We start from the raw sequence: 17,973 nt of genomic DNA, 5'->3' as shown, positions 1-17,973 counted from the left end.
GTATCAAAAATGATCAATTTTAGGGATAAAGGGAATCTGTCCATTCTTATAACACTGCTTATATTGGTCTTCTGTCTGGTTGTTATCAACAATTATTTATCAAAAAAATTTAAATTTGCGCTGCTTATAGAAATCAGCCAGAAAGGAACAGAGGGTTACCTGCAGCCATACATGTCCAAACGGGAGCAAATAAAAGAGCTGAGGAAATTCATTAAAAAGCATCCACATACTCCCGAAGTAATAAATAAATATATCGAGCTTGGTAAAATTTTTGAGCAAATAAAATCAAGACGAGAAGCATATTGGACATATAAATCTGCCATTCGAAAAGAGGGAAATAATCCTGAGATCATAAAAATCTACCTGCTTCTTATGAATTCACTTAAAGATAAAAAATCAGCTTTATTTAAAGTTTATCGGGATGTGAGTAAAAGATTTCCTGATGATAGGCGTATGGCAGATGTATACAAGGAATATGCTAAAATGCTGGAGGATAGAAAACAAAAAGAAGAAGCTCTGAAATTCTATGAAATAGCTGCAAAATATGCCTCAAGAAAGGAACAATTAAACATTCTTAAAAAGTCTGCAAAAGCATATTTTGAATCAGGAGATAACCAAAAAGCAATTGAAATCTATGATAAGATACTTAAGGACTTCATGGATATAGAAAAAGATATTGTGGAAATATATCTATCAAAATCCAGCATTCTCTCTTTTCAGGGGAAATATTCAGAAGCGATCAATATATGTAATAACGCATTAGAATCATCCACAGTTGAAAAAGATAAAATGCGGATTTTAGAACAAATAGCCTTGATTAATTTCCATGTCGCCAAATCAGAAGAAAAACTAGGTAGATCAAGTGCTGCAATTAAAATATATAATGATATTATAATCAATAGTCCAGATACAATCTGGGCAAAAAATGCGATGGGAGAGCTCTGGGTACGTGACCGCTCTCTCAAATGTCCCAAACGAGTATATATTGCAAAAAGAACTTCCTCTCCGCCTAAAATAGATGGATCCCTATCTGATGCCTGCTGGAGCAAAGCCCAGAAAGCTACTGACTATGTTGAATACACAACCAATAAAAAGGCTTCTTCACAGAGTGTAGCTATGGTTACTTATGATGATAAAAAAATATACTTTGGATTTATTTTATATGAAGAAAATCTATCAAAGCTACTTATTAAAGCCAAAACCAGAGACGGCAAGGTTTGGGGTGATGACTGTGTAGAACTTTTTCTGGATACCAAAAGAGATTATTATAGTTACTACCATTTTATCATGAATCCAAAGGAAGTTTTTTATGATGCGTTCACACCTGGTGGATATAAGTCCTATTCAGAAGCTTGGAATGGAACCTGGAACAGGAAAGCCAAAATTCAGAGTTCAAAAGGTTATTGGACAGGTGAGGCAAGCATTAGTTATTCTTCCTTAAATGTAAAACATCCTATTTATAATAATGAAGTCTGGGGAATAAATTTTAATAGAGCTCGCAGAGCTGGCCAAACAGAACTCAGCTGCTGGTCACTTACATTAGAATCATTTCATGTCCCAGAGAGATTTGGATACTTGGTATTTGAATAATAATATGAAGTATAAAACCATTAGAGATGTTCTGAAAAATGGAGTGGACATCGATAATAAGAATCCCTTAATGGTCTCTGAACATATGCGAGCCCTTGAACAATTTCCGCTTAACCGCTCTCTAAACTCCTTCCGTTGGCATGGAAATCCTATACTTGAGAAGGGAACTTCCAGAGAATGGGATGAAGCTCTTATCAGAGATCCAATGCTGTTTTATGACTACGATGCTCCTGAGGACGAAAAGTTCAAGCTTTATTATTCGGGACAAAATTCTGATGGAAAGATGCATATAGGTCTTGCCTATGGTAGCAGCTTAGAGAATCTTAGAAAGCATGATGGTAATCCTGTTGTCCAGATGACAGAGAATTGGGAAAATGTTCCTACTAACCACAACCCCTATGTTATTCGTGTTCCAGGTACAAAGTCTTATGAGATGCTATACACTGCTTGTACCACCGAAATATATGGCCAGAACCGCTGTCGGGTTTCCTCTACCGGGAAGGTTACTTCAACTGACGGAAAAAACTGGACAAATAAAAAACAGGTCTTTAAGAAATTCAAAATAGGTCAAAACACTTATTTCCCGCAAAAGCCTGTCCTGCATTATAATGTTGAAGAAGGAAAATACTACCTTATTTTTGCCGCTTCTTTAATGAGGAAGCACACAAAAAATGAGGGTTTTACAGGTTTAGCGACCTCTGTTGATGGGAAAAATTATTCATTTAAAAAAGTAATCATTCCACAGGATATGTCAGGTTCTATCTATGACCCGCATGGGCTTGTTCCTCTATTTGGTTGGTATTTTTTACTCGTGACTCATGATAGTGGGCATGCTTATGACTTCAACGGTAATTCGAACTGGCCTGAACGCTGGTTAGTCTCCAGGGATATAAAGAACTGGTATGGTAGCCTAAGGAGTGTTTGGGATACTCATCCTGATGAAGATTTTCTATACAGTCATCTCAGTCCTTTAGTTACTGAGTCAGGCTGGGCTTATTTTGTTTACGACCATGGCAAGCCAAACAGGTTTTGTTTGGCTAAAGTCCCGTATATTGGGAAGCCTTACAATATCATTGTAGATGAGCCCATTTTGAAACCTCACAGGAGCACAAAGTTAAGCGACTCTTACCCTGCAATCCGTCTTGAGCCAAGAGAAAAGCTTGCCCTCACTTGCGAATGTACATATCACAAGAAAGCATCGCATCCGGCTAAGATTCATGTCTATACCAGTTATGATGGAAAAAACTGGGATACTGAGGAGCAGAAAGATAATTCTGGCAAACCGGTTTTTGGCAATATGGCATTCAGCCCAGGAAATATAGAAAGAACAACTAGAGACATCTCAATAGGAGCCAGGTTTGTAAAAGTAACTGTAAAAAATGAGGACACAGACCAAGAAGTTAGGAATGTTAAAGTTATTGCTACCTTCGGGTAATGGATTTATCAGAAAAAGCTATATGTATGCTAAAGAATAGCCTAATATAGAAGAGCAAGAAAAAATAAAACATGAAGTATAAAACCATTATCCTTACATTATTAATTCTTTGCCTCTCTATTTTCCCTACTCTCGCTTCACCGCTCCCTGAACGCTCTTCTTCTAATATCCAATGGTGGAATTCTGATTTTAAATGCAGAAAGACTGTTTATCCACTTTTATGGGAAAAGACCCAACAATCCTCTGGCATAGTATACACAATCTTTACTACTGGTGGTCTTATAAATGATAATGGTTCTGACATAAGAGTAATAGATAATTTGGGCAATATTGTGCCGCATAAATTGATACATTGTGACCCATTTGGCAAGACAAAGATCATATTTGAGGATAAAACCAGTTTTGAAAATTACTACATTTATTTCAATAATCCAAACGCACAACCTGCGAACCATAACTGGGATCCTCTACATACAGGACTTTTACTGGAAACCAGAAAATTTGGCTCAGGATACTGCAAGAATTGGCACCAAATGAAAAGATTACTAGATAGGAATAAGCAGATATACGGGAAAGGATATGTTCCTAATATTTTTCAGGGCTATAATCTATTTGGTCCATCTGAAAGATTTATTAGCATCTACAGTGGATATATATACTGCGCCCAAACAGGTGTGCACTGGTTTGCAACTGCTTCTGATGATGCCTCTTTCTTATTCATAGATAATAGACTTATTACACAGTGGCCTGGAGCTCATGGGGCATCTGAAGGAATCTATGGCAATTACAGAGGGAAAATTCATCTTAAGGCGGGCATACACAAGATTGACTATTATCATACTCAATTCAGCGGTCTTACCACTGCTGTAGCAGGATGGAAGAAACCTGAGGATAAATACTTTAAGCTTATACCTGCTCAAGCGTTTTTATCACCCATTCATACTAAAGTAACAAACTTTGAGAAGTATGATAATCCTATAGCGGCTGACTTTACATGGGAGCAAATAAGCAATTATAAAATAGATAAAAATATTTACTCATGCTTACAATTCTATAATCTATCAGGAGACCAAAAACTTGGAGGTCTCTGCATCTGGGACTTTGGAGACGGAACAACAAGTAAAAAGACAAATCCTCTACATGTCTACCTTCAACCTGGAGAATATAAAGTTAAACTCAAAATAATAGCAGATAAAGTAATTCTTAAAGATGCTAGAGAAATCAGAGGACAAATTAAAAGTATCTCTCCTGCTCTTGAAATTGAAATCCCAAATGGAACATGTTTATTCCCAGCTAAAGAGGTTCGGTCAATAGAAAAAGACATATCAGACACTACCAGCCAAAACATAAGAACCGTGGATGTTTTTTTTAATAAGGACGAAGACTATAAAAACCGCTCTAGAAAATATACTAAGATTATCTCAGAATATTTAAATAAATGCGATTCTCCAAAAACACTCATGGCAAGCATAAACTTCTTTTTGCAAGTTGGAGAGGATTCCCTTACTGCTAAAGCATGTAACTTGTTTCTAGAACAGTTTAGCAACCTGGATCCAACTCAAATTGCCAAAGTGTTTATAATCTTGGGTGACTTTTATAAAAACAGCAAAAAAAATCCCAAACAAGCTTTTGAAACATATAAAAAAGTTTTACACATTTCTAATGAGAAAAATACAGTTTTACTTGCAAGGCGGAAAATGGCAGATATAGTAGCCTTTGACTTTAAAAACTATGACAAAGCTATTATTGAATATAAAAATATCCTGAAAGAATATGAAAATAAAAAAAATGAGGAGACAAAACAAATTCTCATTAATCTTGGAGATTCTTATAAGGCTCTGGGTGACATTAATAATGCAACTAAATACTACATCATTAGTGCATCCAGTAAAAAAGATATTTATATGCAAGGTTACTATATGCATACAATCTCAAACTATATAAAAAGAAAAAAGATCAGTGATGCTATGGAAAAAATAAAAAAATGGGAAGATCAGTATCCTATGAGTAAACTAGGATATAGTTCGTTATATAAAGCTGAGTGTTATTACTATACACAATGCTATTCAGAAGCAATAAAAGAGCTAAATATGTTGATGAAAATCAATCCTGAAAGCACCATACTCCAAGAAGCCAAATTATTCCTTGCTCATTGCTACAGAGCTACAGGAAATTCCTCAGAAGCAGATAAACTTTACAGACAAATAATCACTGATTATCCAGGAACAATATTTGCAATTGAGGCGAAATCCAAAATGTAGCTTCTACTGACGCCGAATTAATACCTTGCTTTTCCTACTCCTATATATTAGTATCATTCAATGTCGTGGTGGGTGTAGCTCAGTTGGTTAGAGCGCCAGATTGTGGTTCTGGAAGTCGCGGGTTCGACTCCCGTCACTCACCCCAACCTGCGCCTGTAGCTCAGCTGGATAGAGCGGCAGACTTCGAATCTGAAGGTCGCCCGTTCGAATCGGGCCAGGCGTACTAAAAAAAATTGCAAATTTTGAATTAATATGATGAAGCCAAGTATATATAGCAGAATTGCAGACGCTTTGGATTATACAGGGGAAGTCTTAATATTACTGGCAAAAACTGTATATTGGTGTAAATCAGCATTTAAAAATCTAAAACCTATTGCAAAACAAATGCTGGAAATGGGCGTTTATACGCTTCCTATCACATCTTTAATGTCGATTTTCACAGGAATGGTGCTCGCACTCCAGACAGGAACTGAACTTTCAAAATATCATATAGAGCACCTGATAGGATCAATAGTATCAGCATCCATGTGCAGAGAAATGGGGCCTGTGCTTACCGGGCTTATAGTTGCAGGAAGAGTCGGAGCATCAATGACAGCAGAACTTGGAACAATGCAGGTGTCTGAGGAGATAGACGCGCTTAAAACACTGGCAATAAACCCTATCAGATACTTGGTAATGCCCAGATTTCTGGCATGCATAATTATGCTTCCCATTCTGGTTATATACTCAGATTGCGTAGGCATGGCAGGAGGATTTATTGTATCAAAATTTCAGATAGGCGTAGACACCAGTACATACCTAGACAGCATTAAAAACTTCTTAACAATAAAGGACGTATATAGCGGATTGGTAAAGGCATTTGTCTTTGGCATAGTTGTCTCAATAATATCATGTTATCAGGGATTTAGAACCAGAGGCGGAGCTGAAGGTGTTGGTAAATCAACTACTGCCTCTGTTGTTATTTCGTTTCTATTGATTATAGTGTTTGATTACTTCTTAACCAGAATGTTTTTTCAAAAGAGCTAATAAAATGATAGAAATAGACAAGCTGGATGAAAAAATTAGTTTTCATGAACGCAGAAGATATTCTCGTTTGCCAATTGAAATAAACGTATCAATAAGCACTGAGCCTCCCGAACATACAGCCTTTGCACACCAAGAAGAAAGAAAATCCAAAGATATAAGCGGTGGAGGCATCTGTTTTAAGACTAAAAAGCAGATGAAAGCTAATTCTCTGATACATTTAAGGTTCTCCCTTCCTGGCAGTAGTAAAGAAGAAATATCTGCAAGTGGTATTGTGAAACGGCAGAGAACAATGGTGATTTCAAGTGGAGAAAAATACTATGAAACAGGACTGGAATTTGCGCAAATAGAGAAAAACGCAAAGCAAAGAATTATTGAATTTGTAAAAACTAAAGAAATAATAATTAAGATTAGTGAACTGCACAAAAGTTTTGGAGATAAAAAGATATTAAAAGGCGTTAATCTTAAAATCAGACGTGGAGAAACAATTGTTATTATTGGATGTAGCGGATGCGGCAAGACCGTGCTTTTAAGACACATAATTGGTCTTATAAAACCCGATTTTGGCATAGTAGAAGTGGACGGTGTTGACATTTCAAAAATTTCGGATAATGAACTTGATAATGTCAGAAGAAAATTCGGCATGCTTTTTCAATCTGCTGCATTACTTGCTTCTCTTACTGTTGAAGAAAACATAAAACTGGGATTGCAAGAGCACACAAACCTGAGCGAAGAAGATATGGATAAAATAGTCAAAAATAAGCTTGGAATAGTTGGATTAGACGGTGCACAAAGATTAAAACCTGCTGACTTGAGTGGAGGTATGAGAAAGAGAGTTGGGCTTGCAAGAGCAATTAGTATGGACCCCGAAATTATACTCTATGATGAACCTACAACGGGACTTGACCCAGTTAGAGCAGATTCTATTAATAAACTTATTTTGGAGCTTGAAAATACATTAAATACCACATCAATAGTAATAACTCATGATATGGTCAGCACATATCAGATTGCAGATCGCATAGCAATGTTATATAATGGCGTAATTATTCAGGTGGGAACTGTTCAGGAAATTAAAAATACGGATAATCCCATTGTCAAACAGTTTATTACAGGAAGTAATGTGGGTCCCATAACTTAAAAACGGAACTAAACCCACGATTTAAATCGTGGGTTTAAAGAATATGGAGGTATGTTTTGAATATTGAAAAGAAGGTCGGTATAGCATTTTTTGTAGGCATCGTACTGCTTATGGCTCTAACCTTTTGGATAGGGAAAATCAGATTGTTTGAAAATGGATATATAATAAAAGCTAACTTTAGCCAGATAGGCGGGCTCAAAGGAGGAGATACGGTAACACTGGCTGGAATGAAGGTAGGACGTGTTGAAGGCTTTGATATAAAAGATAATAAAATACAGGTTTCTTTGTGGATAAAAAAAGAAACAATACTCAGGCAAAACTCTATATTCAGCATTAACGATGTAAGTCTCATGGGAGGCAAATATGTTGGCATTACAATGGGAACTACAGATAGCTCTGTTCTAAAGCCCGGGAGTATTGTTGATGGTAGAGATTCCTATCAGCTGAATCAGCTCTTTACTAAAGCAGGGGAAATATCAGATAGTATTGGGAAACTTGTGGAGAAAATTGAAAAGGGAGAGGGAACAGCAGGAAAACTCTTAACTGACGAAGAACTTTATAAGAATACTTCCGAGTTTATGAAGTCTGCAAAGGAAACGTCTGATAAAGCACAAAAAATTATGGATGAATTCCAAGAGGTTGGTATAGAAGCAAAAGAGACAATTAAAACAATTAAAAAAATTGTAAAAAAAATTGATAAAGGAGAAGGTACTGTTGGGAAACTAATTTATGACGAGGAGTTGTATAATGACGCTAGAAAAACTATGAAATCAGCAAAGGCTGCCTCTGAAGGTGCAAAAGATGTACTGGGCAAAATGAGAGAAATAAAAACTTGGTTAGGCGTCGAAAGCGTATATTCTGCCAGAGAGGGAGCTTTTAGAAATAAAGGTTATATAAGGATTGAACCTGCTGAGGATAAATATTATCTTGTGGGAGCAAGCAAGCTAGGCACAGGCAATTCGAAAGAAAATAGACATAAAATTGAATATGATGTACAGCTTGCATTAAAATTCTTTGACAATAATCTGACAGTCAGAGGCGGTTTGATAAACTCAGGCGCAGGGCTGGGAGCGGACTATATACTTCCTGATAAAAAAACCAGCATTACAGTTGAAGGGCATAGTGCTGTTTACAGCTCTCCATTCTTTCTTAGAACAAGTCTGAGCTATAAAATATGGGAAGATAAAAGCTACTATATAGTTGCTGGAGCAGAAGATATTCTGGACAGACCGTCATTTATAGCAGGTGTAAAAATAGAATATAATGACCAGGATCTCAAATACCTTGTTGGCTTAATGGGCGTAGCAAGATAACAACACCCCTATTTTTTCTATGCGAATATTAACACGCTATATCCTAAGAGAATTTATAGACCCCTTCTTCTCAAGCCTGTGCGTCTTTACCTTTATTCTATTTCTGGGAAACATGTTTAGACTGGCAAATATGCTTGTTGGTGAGCGAATTAGTACGCTTAGCGTATTAAAACTAGTTGTGTATCTTCTCCCTTTTATCCTAACCTATACCCTGCCAATGGCAATGCTGGTGGCTACTCTTACCTCTATTGGCAGGCTCTCTTCTGACAATGAAATAACTGCCATGAAAGCAAATGGGATAAATCCTTATAGAATAATCATGCCTCCCATCCTTGCTGTTGCTATAATATTGTGTCTAGTCTCTTTGCCGTTAAATAATACAATTGCTCCTAAGGCAAACTTCTCTTCAAAAAAATTATTCAAAGAAATCGGTATTTTGAATCCCTCAGCTCTTCTGGAAGAAAAAAAACCGATGAAGATATTCAAAGGATACACTTTTTATGCAGATAAAATTAGAAATAATATTCTGTACAATGTGGTAATTTACCAGCTAAAGCCGGACTCTTCTGCAAGAACAATAACTGCAAAACAAGGACGTTTTATATCTAACCCAAAAGACCAAAGTCTAGTACTCAAATTAGAGGATGTGTTTACTGAAGAGTTCAACCCCAAAAATCCAAACGAATATTTTAAAGGCTCTTTTAAAATATACCCTATAGATTTTAGCTCTATTGCTTATGATGCGATTAAGTTAGAAAAGAGTACTATTGAAATGACTTCTAGTGATTTGAAAAACAAAATTACAAATGCAAAGGCTAATACGAATAAATTATATGTGGAATTATACAGAAAAACTTCTCTTTCTTTTTCATTTATTCCATTTATCCTAATCGGCATTTCCTTGAGTATTAGATATCACCGCAGCAGTAAATTTGCAGCTATAGGAATAGGTATGCCTGTTATTCTTCTTCACTACTTATTAATGATATCAGGATCAATAATAGCGCAAAAAGGCTACATGCCACCTGCTGTAGCAATGTGGCTACCAAATATTATAATTGCGGCAGCGGGTGTATATTTAATTTTCAAAACTAGTTATAGTCATAAGTAGAAAAATAGAATACACGTCCAAGTATACAAACTTCTTCGCTTGTCATTGCGAGAGCCGATAAAATCGGCTCGTGGCAATCTCAATGGACTTAAACTCTGTTTTGATATAGAATGAGAGATGTGAAAGCTGAAAGAAATTAAAATGGGCGAGATGAACTGTAACCTTAAAGAATATTTCAAAAAGATACTCAATGTTGCCCAAAGGGGCGATGCAAGAGAAGAAAGCTTCTATTCCTGTCTTGATGAATTGCTTAAGAGCTACGCTGAATCTACAGGCAAAAAAGGGATTCAAATAACTACACTGCCAAAGAAGACCGAGGCAGGAAATCCTGATTTCCGTATCTGGGACGGAAAGCAAAATATTGTGGGTTACATAGAAGCGAAGAAGCCGACAGAGAAAAGCCTTGATTATATCGAAGATACTGAACAGCTTAAAAGATACCGCAAAACCTTCCCTAATCTGATTCTGACTAACTTCTTTGAATTTCGTTTATATCGTAATGGACAATTGATTAATAAAGTTTTGGTTGCACGGCCTTTTATTGTCCATCAACTGAAGACGACGCCACCAGTAGAAAAGAAAGAAGAATTCCTCAATCTCTTAGATCAATTTTTCTCTTTCTCCCTTCCCAGAACATATACGGCAAAGTCCTTGGCCACTGAGCTGGCTAAACGAACGCGTTTCTTAAAGGACCAAGTCATTGCTGAAGAATTAAAAGAGGAAACAGAGAAGGGCAAAGGACATATTCTCGCATTTTATGAGACGTTTCAAAAATATCTCATCTCCGGACTTACCAAGGAAGACTTTGCTGACCTCTATTCCCAAACTATTACTTATGGATTATTTGCCGCTCGCACACGCTCAGAAAACGGCTTCAATCGGAAATTAGCCTATGACAATATTCCTCCTACTATTGGAATCTTAAGAGATGTATTTGAGTTCATTTCCCGTGGTGATTTACCCAAACAAATGGAATGGATTGTGGACGATATTTCAGAGGTTTTGGCAGTTGCAGATGTAAATAAAATCCTGCATAAGTATTTTCACGAAGGCAAAGGAAAAGACCCCATTATCCATTTCTATGAGACGTTTTTGATAGAGTATAATCCTTCCGAACGAGAACGCAGAGGAGTTTATTACACGCCGGAACCAGTGGTCTCCTACATCGCCCGCTCTCTTAATATTATCCTGAAAGAGCATTTTGAAAGTCCGGGAGGCTTTTCTTCCGATAGTGTTCGCGTTCTTGACCCCGCCTCTGGGACATTAACTTTCTTAGCAGAGGCATCTAAATTGGCTGTAGAAGAATTTGTCTTTAAATACGGTGAAGGCTCCAAGGAAAAGTTTATTAAAGAGCATATTCTTAAAAATTTCTACGCTTTTGAACTAATGATGGCTCCTTATGCTGTGGGTCATTTGAAGATGTCTTTTCTATTGGAAGAACTTGGATATAAGCTAAAAAAAGATGAACGATTCAAACTCTACCTTACAAATACTCTTGAAATGAAAGAATTGGAGCAGAGCTATCTTCCGGGCATGTCGTCATTAGCTGAAGAATCCCGCTTGGCAGGAGAAGTAAAGAAGAAAATCCCGATCTTAGTTATCCTTGGCAATCCGCCTTACTCAGGACATTCCTCTAATGTCGGCGAGTGGATTTCTAAGGAAATTAAGACATATTATGAAGTTGATGGTAAACCTCTTGGAGAAAAAAATCCAAAATGGCTACAGGATGATTATGTAAAGTTTATCCGTTTTGCCCAGTGGAAGATAGATCAGGCTGGCGAAGGAGTCATGGGTTTTATCACTAATCACAGCTATCTTGACAATCCCACTTTCAGAGGGATGCGCAGGTCGCTGATGAACAGTTTTAATGAAATATATCTGCTTGATTTGCACGGTAACAGTTTGAAAAAGGAAAAATGCAAGGACGGTTCAAAGGATGAAAACGTGTTTGACATACGTCAAGGCACAGCCATTGCGTTGTTTATAAAGAAAAAAGGCTATAATAACAAAAAAGATGGAAAAGTTTTCCATTCTGAGATATGGGGCTTGAGAAAGAAAAAATACGATTGGCTCGCAAATAATGATATCAAAACAACTAAATGGCAAAAAATAATTCCAAAGCAGGAATTTTATCTTTTTATTCCACGCGATGAAAAACTTCTGGAACAGTATGAAAAGTTTCCGAAAATAACCGACGTTTTTTCACTAAATGGCGTTGGTATGACTACGGCCAGAGACCATTTTGTCATAGACACAAATAAAAATACATTAATCAATAGAATACGTCTGTTCAAGCACAGCAAATACTCTGACAACGAGCTTCATGAATTTTCTCAAATAAGGAAGAAGAAAGGCTGGAATATAAGAAAAGCATGGACAATGTTACAAGATGTTTCTGATTCTGATTTGAATGATCTTGTGTTCCCAGTAATTTACCGTCCTTTTGATATTCAGTGGATTTTTTATCATGATTCAGTCGTCTGGAGAACAGTAAAGAGAGTCATGCGACATATGATGCAGGAGAATTTGGGGTTGATTACTGCGAGACAAATGGATAAATCAGGAATACAACCTGTTTTTGTAACCAGTTCAATAATAGATGCTCATTCAATAACTTCTGCTGTTTCAATTTCTAATCTCTTCCCCCTCTATCTATATCCAGAAAAACCTACTCCAAAAAAGAAGTCTTCAGGCACGGTGATGATGCTTTTTGAGCCTCAAGAAAATTATAAAGTGAAAAGGCCAAATCTTTCTCAGGCAATAGTTGATCAATTAAATAACGCTTTTAATAAAACACTTTTACCCGAAGAAATTTTTTATTACATATACGCAGTTCTCTATTCCAATATCTACCGCGCAAAATACGCTGAATTTTTAAAGATAGATTTCCCACGAGTTCCTTTTACGAAAAATTATGAACTGTTCAGTAAAATAGCTAAATATGGCAAGAGACTCTCTGACCTGCACCTGCTTAAATCAGCGGAGCTTGACACATCAATTGCAAAGTTTCAGGGTAAGGGTGATAACAGAGTAGAAAAATTGATATACGAACCTGTAGAGGCAGGTTGTGACCTGCCGAGAATTTATATCAACCAAAACCAATATTTTGAAGGAATAGAAAAAGAAATCTGGGAATATCAAATCGGAGGCTATCAAGTATTAAACAAATGGCTGAAAGATAGAAAGAAAAGGACTTTGTCTCTTGATGACATAAAACACTATTGCCAGATATCCACAGCCCTAAAAAAGACCATTGAAATACAAAAAGAGATAGATAATCTGTATCCTGAGATTGAAAGGGAAGTCATTGAATTTGAGGAGAAGTGATCTTGGAAAAGTCATTAAAAAAAAATTTGAGATTTGCGAGAAAGCAATGGTTAAAATTTTTGGGGAAGAAATATGAATAAAGTTAATTGGATTTTTGTTGTTTTCACTTCTGGTCTTACTGCTTCAATAGTAACTTTTCTTTGGCATTGGTTCTTATTCAAAAAGCAAAAGGAAAAAGATTTTTGGAATAGCCAACTTCTGCATCTCTACGGTCCACTTTCTGTTCACTTGAAAATCATGCACATTATAGATAAAAGAGAAGTTGAAATTAGAAAAAGTCAAGAGACTTTACAATCCCAAGAAGGGGAAGATTTTCTAAAAGATGTTGGAGTCCGAAATGCGTGGATAGAAGAATGGTGGAAACAAGCCGACAGAATCTATGAAATATTGGAAGCTAATCTCTATTGGGCTGATGTAACCTATTACGACATAATGGCTAAATTCATGGCTTGGTATAAAATTAGAGAAGTTGAAAGCAATAAAGCAGGATGGTCAAAACTCAGTTTGCCGACACAAATAAAGTTAAAAGAGACCTTCATTAAAGAGATCCTATCTTCTCTCAAAAAAATGGTAAACGAAAAAGTGGAACTTTTGCAAAAGAAGATAAGATAGGCGTGATTACATACTCTACTACAAATCTCAACTTGAAGGTATATAGGATATGACTATGAGATTGCTTCACTCCATTCGCAATGACCGGTAGCGGAGTTTGTTCGCAATGAGAAAATTATAAATAGAGAACAATGTTTAGAATTTTAGAAATTAGGATTTTGAATTTGTTTCGGGTTTCGGATTTAGAATTTGGGATTTTACAATGAAAGTTATAGATCGCTATCTTATAAAAAGCTTTTTGTGTTCGTTATTCTACTGCCTAACAGCATTTATATGTCTCTATCTGATAATAGACCTGATAAGTAATACAGACGAATTTGTAGCAGAAGGCGCAAAATTCACTGACATTTTAAACTATTACAGAAACCTGTTGCCAGATATATATATAAAAATCATGCCCATCTCAACTCTTATAGGCATAATAATAATCTTGAACTATCTTAATAAATATAATGAGCTAACAGCATTGTGGGCTAGTGGAGTAAGCTCTACAAAAATTTTAATGCCATTTTTGTTGGTTTCTGCAATTATAAGTTTAGCATCTATACCTGTAAGTATGAATATTGCTCCCAAATCAATGTCAAAAGCGCGCTATATATGGAAAGTTAATATTGGCAAACAATACCAACTTAAAAAGAAAGTATGGACTGATTTCGCATTTTTGGATGTAAAAAACAGAATCGTTCACGTGGGTTTTTTTAATGCTAAAGATAAATATATGCATAATATTAAAATAACTCAGTATGATAAAAATTATAATATTAAAAATACAATTAATGCTAAAGAGGCAAAATGGATAAATAAGAAATGGATACTTTTTAATGGGCTGATCCGTGTATTTGATACAGAGGGCTCTATTATTAAAACCGAAAACTTTAAACAATTAGTATCTGCCATTACAGAAACACCTCGTGATCTTTTAATTAAACAAGCTGAATTACCGTATCTAGACATAAAGCTTCTAAAGCTCCGCATTAAAAGTTTAATGAAAATCAAATGCTACCCATATAGGGAATTGACAGAGCTGCATTCAAGAATATCGCTTCCATTTTCAAATCTTGTAATGATAATTATCGCTTTTTCTATAATGCTAGTTATGGGCAAAAAGGGGAAAAAGGAAAGCATTGGAATTGCTCTAAGTATTGGATTTATCTATTATGGTATAGCAATTCCTATTACATTAGCGATTGGAAGAGATGGAGCTATTAATCCCTGGCTGGCTGCCTGGTTGGCTAATATCATTTTTGCACTTCTTCATCTCGGAATACTAATTAAGGCAAGAAAATAAGTTTTAGGCAGCAACAACCTGATTTTTACCAGACTCTTTGCCCATATATAGAGCATTATCTGCTTTCTTCATAACCCCTCTTGCTGAATCTGCGTCTTCAGGATAATCTGCAAGTCCAAAAGTTATTGTAACTTTACCGCCTGGCTGACTTTCTTCGTTAACAAACTTATATTCTTGAACAGATTTTCTCAACTTTTCTGCTACAATTTTAGCGCTCTTTCCTGAGGTATCCGGAAGGATTATAACAAACTCTTCCCCGCCATAACGGGCAACAATATCCCCTCTTTTAGTATTATTTTTTAATATCCTTCCAATCTGTCGCAGCACTTCATCACCGGCAGGATGACCATTAGTATCATTATAATGCTTAAAGTCATCAACATCTCCCATTATAAGTGAAAGAGGCTTCTTCTCCTCTTTTGCTCTCTTTACTTCAACCATTAGTTTCTCCTGAAAATGGCGATGATTATATAAATTAGTTAATCCATCTGTAATTGAAAGCAACTTTGTTTTTTCTAATAGCTGAGCATTTTCTGCTAATAACCCTGCCTGACTTGCAACAGTTGTTAGAAGATCCAGCTCTTCTCCGGTAAAATCACGCGGCTTATCTGCTAATCCTCCTATTAATCCTATAACCTTTTTTCTCCTTCGCAAAGGCGCAACAATCAAAGACTTTATGCCCTGATCACTCAAAAACTTATATTTGGGAAAAGATGATAAATCATTTATCAGATGTGACTGCCCCTTATTTATTACATCTTCTTTTATCTGCTCTCCAAGAGTCAATTCTTTTCTTCCTTTTATAACCCGCATAAAGAAATCTTGTTGTTCATCACTATATAGTTGTAGAATAATTACATCTACCTGTAATATCTTAGCTACAGCATCTACTATTCTTCTTAATACTTGTTCTAAATTTTGATCCTCTCCAAATACATCTATAGCTTGCTTTATAACATTCAAGATATATGACTGCCTACGGTTATCCATTAAAAGCAGCTCCAATTTTTCATGCTCGCGACGCAAGATTGCCAGCCTTTTGTGCAAATTCGTATAGGAAACATGCCATATAAGAACAACAGATAACAATATAATCCCGAATATCACGAAAGTATTAATTTGCTACTCTCCCTCAACAGTACCAATATTAAGATCAAGATCAGCACGCCTTTCAACTCTTTCTACTTTCCCGTCACGAATCCAGAAAACTCTATCAGAAACATCCAGCATCTTTAAATCATGGGTAGCAGAAATAATAGTAACTTCTTTCTCTTTGTTCATCTTACGCAGAAGGTCTATAATCTCTTTACCTGTTTTTAAATCCAAATTCCCTGTTGGTTCATCCGCTAGAACAATAGCAGGATCATTTGCCAATGCTCTGGCTACAGCCACTCTTTGCTGCTGTCCGCCTGATAATTCAATTGGTTTGTGCTGAATCCTATCTCCTAACCCTACCATTGTAAGAAGTCTTATTCCCTTATCTATTGACTCATCTGTTGACATTCCTGCAAAAGTCATTGGCAAAGTAACATTCTCTAAAGATGTCATAACAGGAATCAAATTAAATGTTTGGAATATATACCCTATCTTTCGACACCTAAGCCATGCTAATTCGTATGCATCTAATTGAGCGACATCTACTTCATCTATATACACTTTTCCCTCTGTTGGCTTATCAAGTCCTCCTATCATATTGAATAAGGTGGACTTACCTGAGCCTGAAGGGCCCATTATAGAGATGTATTCGCCTCTTTTTATCTCCAGATTAATACCTTTTAATGCCTCCAAAGAAACACCACCCATCATAAAAGCCTTTTTTACATTCCTTGTTCTTACAACATTTGCTTCATCCATATTTCTCCTTACATTTTATATTTCCGAGCGCATTGCATCGGCAGGGACCATCCTGGCAGCAGTATAAGCAGGATATATAGCTCCTATAACAGCTAATACTGTGCCCAAAATTACCGCAATTACAAAATAATATAGAAAACTAACTATTGGAAACTTAGTAATAACCTCTAATCCATAATTTATACTTGATACAATAGTCATAAGCAAACCACCTAATAATGCACCTGCAATTGAGCCAAATAATCCCATAAAACCTGACTCCAGCAGAAACAATTTAATAATAAATATATCCAGAGCTCCAAGACACTTCATTGTTCCTATTTCCTTGTATCTCTCAGTAACTGACATTAACATTGCATTTGCGATTCCAACAACACAAACCATGAGTGATAATACCACAAGCCATATTTGCTTACCCTGTTCTTCTTCGCCACCCAGGTTTTGTAATTGAACCCTGACTTCCACAGAGCCTTTCTCAAGCAATGCCTTATTTATTGAACCAGACACAAAGATAGACATTAAAAATGCTATTGCCAGCACTATACCGCTTGCTGTTATCATAGAACGTCCCAGCCTTGTTTTTATACTCTTTACACTTATTTCAACAGCTTTACTTAGCGGAAGAATTACTTGCTTTCCAATCTTCTCTTTTTGATCTGTCATTAGATTTTTTCCTGTTTAGGCGCTGCGATTGCTATAAGTCCTCTACGTACTAACTGCTCTAAATATACTAAGAGTGATCTTTCTGCTTTTTCTCTGCCTAAGCTATACTTCTTACTAAATACTTTTATTATATCATTTACGGTTCTGCTTCCATCACACAATGTCCACACACAAGCGCCTATTTTATCTAAAATAATCTTTCTGGTTTCAGGTAATCTAAACAACTTTGATAATAAAATCACTAATTTTGTTTTCTTTCTATATATAGTAATTTCTAATTTATCATTGTCGACTTTTTTCGCACTCACTGCCTCATTCCTGATCGGTCTTGACATTAAAAGTCTTTCCTTCTTCG

At 36.1% G+C, this 17,973-nt stretch carries 14 protein-coding genes, 2 tRNA genes and 1 pseudogene; 13 read left to right on the top strand and 4 right to left on the bottom strand.

All coding sequences use genetic code 11. The features are described from left to right. The first annotated feature begins 9 nt into the window (after positions 1-9). The 13 genes and pseudogenes from Q7J67_09080 (at position 10) to Q7J67_09020 (ending at position 15,101) form a co-directional block, all read left to right on the top strand. A complete protein-coding gene (locus tag Q7J67_09080; protein ID MDO9465432.1) occupies positions 10-1,590 on the top strand; it encodes a sugar-binding protein in 1,581 nt (526 codons plus the stop codon). Positions 1,591-1,594: 4 nt separating this feature from the next. Next, a complete protein-coding gene (locus Q7J67_09075; protein ID MDO9465431.1) occupies positions 1,595-3,025 on the top strand; it encodes a hypothetical protein in 1,431 nt (476 codons plus the stop codon). Between the two features lie 71 nt (positions 3,026-3,096). Further along, positions 3,097-5,286, top strand: a complete 2,190-nt coding sequence (locus Q7J67_09070; protein ID MDO9465430.1) for a PKD domain-containing protein — start codon at positions 3,097-3,099, stop codon at positions 5,284-5,286. Between the two features lie 68 nt (positions 5,287-5,354). After that, positions 5,355-5,431 (top strand) — tRNA-His (locus Q7J67_09065). A gap of 4 nt (positions 5,432-5,435) precedes the next feature. Next, a tRNA-Arg gene (locus Q7J67_09060) sits at positions 5,436-5,509 on the top strand. A gap of 29 nt (positions 5,510-5,538) precedes the next feature. Beyond that, entirely contained in the window at positions 5,539-6,312 is a 774-nt protein-coding gene (locus Q7J67_09055; protein ID MDO9465429.1) for an ABC transporter permease, read from the top strand. Positions 6,313-6,316: 4 nt separating this feature from the next. Further along, a pseudogene (locus Q7J67_09050) lies at positions 6,317-6,682 on the top strand (PilZ domain-containing protein). A 27-nt stretch (positions 6,683-6,709) separates the two neighbouring features. Next, complete coding sequence (locus tag Q7J67_09045) at positions 6,710-7,450, top strand: ABC transporter ATP-binding protein (protein MDO9465428.1); 741 nt, start codon at positions 6,710-6,712, stop codon at positions 7,448-7,450. 56 nt (positions 7,451-7,506) lie between these two features. Then, complete coding sequence (locus Q7J67_09040) at positions 7,507-8,763, top strand: MlaD family protein (GenBank protein MDO9465427.1); 1,257 nt, start codon at positions 7,507-7,509, stop codon at positions 8,761-8,763. Between the two features lie 19 nt (positions 8,764-8,782). Next, the gene (locus Q7J67_09035; GenBank protein MDO9465426.1) at positions 8,783-9,874 is read left to right on the top strand and encodes an LptF/LptG family permease; all 1,092 of its coding nucleotides are present in this window, start codon (positions 8,783-8,785) and stop codon (positions 9,872-9,874) included. A 141-nt stretch (positions 9,875-10,015) separates the two neighbouring features. After that, positions 10,016-13,201, top strand: a complete 3,186-nt coding sequence (locus Q7J67_09030; GenBank protein MDO9465425.1) for a type ISP restriction/modification enzyme — start codon at positions 10,016-10,018, stop codon at positions 13,199-13,201. 72 nt (positions 13,202-13,273) lie between these two features. Further along, positions 13,274-13,813: a hypothetical protein gene (locus Q7J67_09025; protein MDO9465424.1), complete on the top strand. Its 540-nt coding sequence runs from the start codon at positions 13,274-13,276 to the stop codon at positions 13,811-13,813. A 202-nt stretch (positions 13,814-14,015) separates the two neighbouring features. Continuing rightward, positions 14,016-15,101 (top strand): LptF/LptG family permease, encoded by a 1,086-nt coding sequence (locus Q7J67_09020; GenBank protein MDO9465423.1) that lies wholly within the window; start codon positions 14,016-14,018, stop codon positions 15,099-15,101. Between the two features lie 3 nt (positions 15,102-15,104). Here Q7J67_09020 and Q7J67_09015 read toward each other — a convergent pair whose 3' ends face one another. From Q7J67_09015 to Q7J67_09000, 4 genes are all read right to left on the bottom strand, one after another. After that, positions 15,105-16,091, bottom strand: coding sequence for a sensor domain-containing diguanylate cyclase (locus tag Q7J67_09015; protein ID MDO9465422.1), 987 nt, complete (start codon positions 16,089-16,091; stop codon positions 15,105-15,107). A 132-nt stretch (positions 16,092-16,223) separates the two neighbouring features. Next, the gene (locus Q7J67_09010) at positions 16,224-16,955 is read right to left on the bottom strand and encodes an ABC transporter ATP-binding protein (protein ID MDO9465421.1); all 732 of its coding nucleotides are present in this window, start codon (positions 16,953-16,955) and stop codon (positions 16,224-16,226) included. A 15-nt stretch (positions 16,956-16,970) separates the two neighbouring features. After that, on the bottom strand, positions 16,971-17,618 hold the full coding sequence (locus Q7J67_09005) for an FtsX-like permease family protein (GenBank protein MDO9465420.1): 648 nt from the start codon (positions 17,616-17,618) through the stop codon (positions 16,971-16,973). Beyond that, complete coding sequence (locus tag Q7J67_09000; protein MDO9465419.1) at positions 17,618-17,953, bottom strand: PqqD family protein; 336 nt, start codon at positions 17,951-17,953, stop codon at positions 17,618-17,620. Before Q7J67_09000 ends, Q7J67_09005 begins: the two co-directional genes overlap by 1 nt. Positions 17,954-17,973 lie beyond the last annotated feature (20 nt).

The organism is bacterium (assembly GCA_030652805.1).
GTDB lineage: Bacteria > JAHJDO01 > JAHJDO01 > JAHJDO01 > JAHJDO01 > JAHJDO01.
The sequence above is the reverse complement of the archived record's forward strand: the minus strand, read 5'-3'. Positions and strand labels throughout refer to the sequence as shown.

What these genes read in the sequence shown, in the direction of transcription:
- Q7J67_09080 (MDO9465432.1), top strand. Translation starts at nt 10, where the DNA reads ATGATCAATTTTAGGGATAAAGGGAATCTGTCCATTCTTATAACACTG.
- Q7J67_09075 (MDO9465431.1), top strand. Translation starts at nt 1,595, where the DNA reads ATGAAGTATAAAACCATTAGAGATGTTCTGAAAAATGGAGTGGACATC.
- Q7J67_09070 (MDO9465430.1), top strand. Translation starts at nt 3,097, where the DNA reads ATGAAGTATAAAACCATTATCCTTACATTATTAATTCTTTGCCTCTCT.
- Q7J67_09055 (MDO9465429.1), top strand. Translation starts at nt 5,539, where the DNA reads ATGATGAAGCCAAGTATATATAGCAGAATTGCAGACGCTTTGGATTAT.
- Q7J67_09035 (MDO9465426.1), top strand. Translation starts at nt 8,783, where the DNA reads ATGCGAATATTAACACGCTATATCCTAAGAGAATTTATAGACCCCTTC.
- Q7J67_09030 (MDO9465425.1), top strand. Translation starts at nt 10,016, where the DNA reads ATGGGCGAGATGAACTGTAACCTTAAAGAATATTTCAAAAAGATACTC.
- Q7J67_09025 (MDO9465424.1), top strand. Translation starts at nt 13,274, where the DNA reads ATGAATAAAGTTAATTGGATTTTTGTTGTTTTCACTTCTGGTCTTACT.
- Q7J67_09020 (MDO9465423.1), top strand. Translation starts at nt 14,016, where the DNA reads ATGAAAGTTATAGATCGCTATCTTATAAAAAGCTTTTTGTGTTCGTTA.
- Q7J67_09015 (MDO9465422.1), bottom strand. Translation starts at nt 16,091, where the DNA reads ATGGATAACCGTAGGCAGTCATATATCTTGAATGTTATAAAGCAAGCT.
- Q7J67_09010 (MDO9465421.1), bottom strand. Translation starts at nt 16,955, where the DNA reads ATGGATGAAGCAAATGTTGTAAGAACAAGGAATGTAAAAAAGGCTTTT.
- Q7J67_09005 (MDO9465420.1), bottom strand. Translation starts at nt 17,618, where the DNA reads ATGACAGATCAAAAAGAGAAGATTGGAAAGCAAGTAATTCTTCCGCTA.
- Q7J67_09000 (MDO9465419.1), bottom strand. Translation starts at nt 17,953, where the DNA reads ATGTCAAGACCGATCAGGAATGAGGCAGTGAGTGCGAAAAAAGTCGAC.